We start from the raw sequence: 4,317 nt of genomic DNA on the forward strand, positions 1-4,317 counted from the left end.
CCGGGGTCGGGGTGGGGTCCCGCCGCGGTGGTGAGAAGGGGGCCCCCGCGGTTGGGGGGGGCCTCGCCGGCGTCGGCGAGGAGTTTCCGGCGCCCAGGGGATGTGTCGGCCTCGACGCGAGTCATGAACGTGGCTACCCCCCCTCGGTACAAAAGCGACCCGCGTCACGATGGTGGAAAAGAATAGCTCACGTCTCAATAAGAGGGCAACACGGCCCAAGGACCGCCACAAATCAAAAGAGCGTGAGCACCGCTGCAAGCGTTAGTGCGCTGATGGTGAGTAATTGTACGCCGAGGACGGCCAGCGGGGCAACGCCCGTTTCGCGCATGGCATCGAGACGAATGTCGAGTCCGAGACCGACGAACGCGAGTGCGAACAGCGCGTCGCTGGCAGTTCCCACGGCCGCCAGTGCGTCCCCGGAGAGGATACCGAGATTGGCGATAACGGCGACCAGTCCGAATCCGATGAGGAAGCGTGGAACGCCCTCGAAGACGGATTGGAGACCGCTCGTATCTCCTCCAGCGTAGCGAACTGCGTACCAGAGAGCGACGAGGCCGAGCATCGAGTTTCGGGCGAGTTTCGTCACGGTCGCCCACTGACCAGCGACTTCGGAGTGGGCGAATCCGGCCGCGGTAACCGGGCCGGTGCTGAACATACTCAATCCGGCCCAGATTCCGAACTGGCGACCGGTGAGGGGAAGCAAGTCGCCCGCGAGAGGGAACACAGCGAGGGTGAGCGCGTCGAAGAGAAGCACTGCCGCGACGACGTGTGCGAGTGACTCGCCGTCGGCATCGATGGTGCCGGCAATGGCGGTGGCCGCCGAGACGCCGCAGACACTTGCACCCGCTGCGAGAAGCGAGCCAGTTTCGTCGGCGAGACCGAACACGCGCCCGGAGACGAGTTCGACGAGCAAGACGCCCGCGCCGACCGTCACGACGACGAGTGTGACAAGCGTCGGTCCCGAGGCGACGAGTTCGTCGATGGCGATGCGTGCGCCGAGGAGGACGATGCCGGTTTCGAGCAGCAACGTCTGTGTAGCGACGCCCGGACGGGCCCATTCGGGGACGCCCGTCGCGTTGGCGACGATGGCTCCGAAGAAGACACCGAGAAGGAGCGCATTGACACCCGGAATGGCCCCAGCGACAAGCGTCGCTACCCCGGCGAGGACGACGAGGAGGGCGAGTCCGGGGAGGAGACGACCGAGCCGAGCGATTGGCTCCTCGCTCACGGCCCGAGCACTGCGAGGGCGGTCACAACTCCGAGTCCGAGGGCGGTCGCGCGCCACCCGCGTTCGAGGGTGCGCCAGCGACTATAGGCGCGCGCGAGCGGGACCTTCAGGGTATCGCGCATGAGTGACGAGTCGCGCATTGGTTGGGGTCACGAGGCCCTCCCCGTTGAACGTATCGCCTCTCGTCAGTGGAATCGGCAACATATTCCCATACACTCGGCGTTGAATCACTCTCCCGGTGGTTTACTCGACTAATTGAGGCAATATAATCCTAATTCGACGACGAATATCGCCGCAGAACTGGGCTAGTATCTTCAACACTATATGCTCTCGACGGATGGTGGTCGATATGGGAAAGCGCATCCTCCTGCTCGGAGCCCCGGGCGCAGGTAAGGGCACACAGTCGAAGCGACTCGCCGAAACGTACGACATCGACCACGTCACCACGGGCGACGCGCTCCGCGCGAACAAGGACATGGAGACCGAGTACGGTACGCCCCGGTCGTTCATGGAGAAGGGCGAACTCGTCCCCGACGCGGTCGTCAACGAAATCGTCGAGGCCGCACTCGAAGACGCCGACGGCTACGTCCTCGACGGCTACCCGCGCAACCTCTCGCAGGCGGAGTACCTCTCCGAAATCGCCGACCTCGACGCCGTCCTCTCCCTCGAGGTCGCCGAGTCGGAACTCGTCGAACGACTCACTGGTCGCCGCGTCTGCTCGGAGTGCGGTACGAACTTCCACGTGAAGTTCAATCAGCCCGAAGAAGCGGGCGTCTGCGACGAGTGTGGCGGCGAACTCATCCAGCGCGACGACGACACCGAAGAGACCGTCCGCGAGCGGCTCTCTGTCTTCGAAGAGAACACGGAACCCGTTATCGAGCACTACCGCGACGAAGGCGTCCTCGTCGAAATCGACGGCGAACAGACTCCCGACGAAGTGTTCGACGACATCGTCGACAGCCTCGACGACGCGTAATCGACGCGCGCTTTCGGTTTTTTCTGCGCCAGTGGGTGGCTAACTACGTCAGCGGGAGCCGTAGGTGGGTCACGACGCCAGTGGCAGCTGTGCGCAGGCTCGGACGGAGAGTAAAACCTTGATAACGGCCGGTTGCTAAAGAGGTCGTAATGGCACGAATCGAATCTAGGGTGCGCGACCTCGTTGGCTCCGACGCCGACATGCGCGCCGCCGTCGATACCGTCCTCGAACGGGCGGACGACGGAGAAGTCGCGTGGGCCGACGTTCGCGATGAGCTCACGAGCGGCCAATGGGGCCGTCTTATCGAGAAGGGAATCCTCGTCGACGGCGACGAAGGCTTCCGGCTTGCCGACGCGGCGGCGACTCGCGCCGGTCTCGAAGATGACGAGTCCTCGACTGGGTCGAGTAGTTCATCGTCCGTGTCGGTCGACACCGGCGACTCCTCGTGGTCGAAGTACGACAAGGGTGCGGCCGTCGTAACTGTTGGCCTGTTCCTCGGCTACTCGGTCTCTGAGGTCCGCAACGTCATCGGCAGCGCGATGGACATCGCACTCGGACCGCTCGCCGATATGCTCCCCTTCTACGCTATCGTGATGGTGCTCGCGCTCGCAACCGGTCTCTACTCCACGCTCCTCCAGGCGAACCTCATGGACATGGAGAAGATGGGCGCGTACCAAGAGCGGATGAAAGACATCCAAAAACGGCAGAAGGATGCGAAAGAGCGCGGTGACGACGCGGCGCTCGAAAAGATTCAGGAAGAACAGATGGAAGCGATGGGCGACCAGATGGGCATGTTCAAAGAGCAGTTCCGCCCGATGGTCTGGATTATGTTCCTCACCATCCCGGTGTTCCTCTGGATGTACTGGGCCATCGGCGTCGGCGGAAACGCCCAGCCACACATTGATGTCGGAACACTCGTGCTCCCGCTCACGGGGACCGTCGAGTGGACCGAAGGCGTTCTCGGCCCCATGCAGGCGTGGATTGTCTGGTACTTCCTCTGCTCGATGGGCTTCACCCAGATTATCCGCAAGGCGCTCAACATCGACATGTCGCCGTCGGCGTCGTAACGCGGCCATCCTGACCGCTATCGACCCGGCTTTTTCTCCACGACTTTCGTTCTACCAGACTGATTGATACGACTCTCGACGGGCGTGAGAAGTCCCCACAGGGGTCGTCGCCAACGATAACCTCTTTTAGCCAACCCCACCGAGCATGGATATGTTACTGACTGTTTCCGGCCCGCCGGGCAGCGGGAAGAGTACGACCGCCGCCGCACTCGCCGAGGCGTTCGACCTCGAACACATAAGTGGTGGAGACATCTTCCGGGAACTCGCCGCGGAGCGCGACATGACCGCCGTCGAGTTCAACAAACTCGCCGAGGAGGACGACCAAATCGACCGCGACCTCGACCGTCGCCTTCGAACTATCGCACTCGAACGCGACGACGTGCTCCTCGAATCTCGACTCGCCGGCTGGCTGGCAGGCGACGCCGCCGACCTCCGATTCTGGCTGGATGCGCCAGTCGACGTTCGCGCGGAGCGAATCGCCGACCGCGAGGACAAGGCTGTCGACACCGCCCGCGACGAGACTGTCACCCGCGAGGAGAGCGAAAAACACCGCTACGGCGAATATTACGACATCGACATCACGGACCTCTCTATCTACGATATCGCACTCAACACGGCCCGCTGGGGCGAAGCGGAAGTACCCGAAATCATCACCGCCGCAGTCGAATCGTACGACGCCTCGGACGACGAAGGCAAGTACCCCGTCGAAGGCATTCGCTACGATTTCTAACCATGCTCCGAGACCCACCCGAAGACAGAAGCGTCGACGACCTGCTCTCGTTCGGCGTCGTCAACCTCGACAAGCCACCGGGGCCGTCAGCCCACCAGGTGACCGGGTGGGTCCGCGACATGGCGGGACTCGACCGTGCGGCCCACTCGGGAACGCTCGACCCGAAGGTAACCGGCTGTCTGCCCATCCTTCTCGGTGATGCAACTGGCATGGCACAGGTGTTCCTCGAAGGCTCGAAGGAGTACGTCTCGGTGCTCGAACTCCACGGCCCTGCACCCGCCGATATCGAGTCGACTGTCGCGGAGTTCGAGACCAA

Annotated in this window: 5 protein-coding genes and 1 pseudogene; 4 read left to right on the plus strand and 2 right to left on the minus strand. The window is 63.0% G+C overall.

The window, feature by feature from the left end; translation table 11 throughout:
- Positions 1–232 precede the first annotated feature (232 nt).
- Together QT222_RS11845 and QT222_RS11850 are read right to left on the minus strand one after the other, a co-directional pair.
- Complete coding sequence (locus tag QT222_RS11845) at positions 233–1,228, minus strand: YeiH family protein (protein WP_491477289.1); 996 nt, start codon at positions 1,226–1,228, stop codon at positions 233–235.
- The gene (locus tag QT222_RS11850; protein WP_491477290.1) at positions 1,225–1,368 is read right to left on the minus strand and encodes a hypothetical protein; all 144 of its coding nucleotides are present in this window, start codon (positions 1,366–1,368) and stop codon (positions 1,225–1,227) included. The genes QT222_RS11845 and QT222_RS11850 overlap by 4 nt, the downstream gene beginning before the upstream one ends.
- A 209-nt stretch (positions 1,369–1,577) precedes the next feature.
- Between QT222_RS11850 and QT222_RS11855 the strand changes: the two genes are divergently transcribed.
- The 4 genes and pseudogenes from QT222_RS11855 to QT222_RS11870 form a co-directional block, all read left to right on the plus strand.
- Complete coding sequence (locus tag QT222_RS11855) at positions 1,578–2,204, plus strand: adenylate kinase (RefSeq protein ID WP_049917508.1); 627 nt, start codon at positions 1,578–1,580, stop codon at positions 2,202–2,204.
- Between the two features lie 149 nt (positions 2,205–2,353).
- Entirely contained in the window at positions 2,354–3,271 is a 918-nt protein-coding gene (locus QT222_RS11860) for a DUF106 domain-containing protein (RefSeq protein ID WP_491477291.1), read from the plus strand.
- Positions 3,272–3,422: 151 nt separating this feature from the next.
- Positions 3,423–4,001, plus strand: a complete 579-nt coding sequence (gene cmk, locus QT222_RS11865; protein WP_004059962.1) for a (d)CMP kinase — start codon at positions 3,423–3,425, stop codon at positions 3,999–4,001.
- Positions 4,002–4,003: 2 nt separating this feature from the next.
- Positions 4,004–4,317, plus strand: a pseudogene (locus QT222_RS11870) (RNA-guided pseudouridylation complex pseudouridine synthase subunit Cbf5); the annotation flags it as partial.

The organism is Haloferax sp. s1 (assembly GCF_058382125.1).

What these genes read in the sequence shown, in the direction of transcription:
- QT222_RS11850 (WP_491477290.1), bottom strand. Translation starts at nt 1,368, where the DNA reads ATGCGCGACTCGTCACTCATGCGCGATACCCTGAAGGTCCCGCTCGCG.
- QT222_RS11855 (WP_049917508.1), top strand. Translation starts at nt 1,578, where the DNA reads ATGGGAAAGCGCATCCTCCTGCTCGGAGCCCCGGGCGCAGGTAAGGGC.
- QT222_RS11860 (WP_491477291.1), top strand. Translation starts at nt 2,354, where the DNA reads ATGGCACGAATCGAATCTAGGGTGCGCGACCTCGTTGGCTCCGACGCC.
- cmk (WP_004059962.1), top strand. Translation starts at nt 3,423, where the DNA reads ATGTTACTGACTGTTTCCGGCCCGCCGGGCAGCGGGAAGAGTACGACC.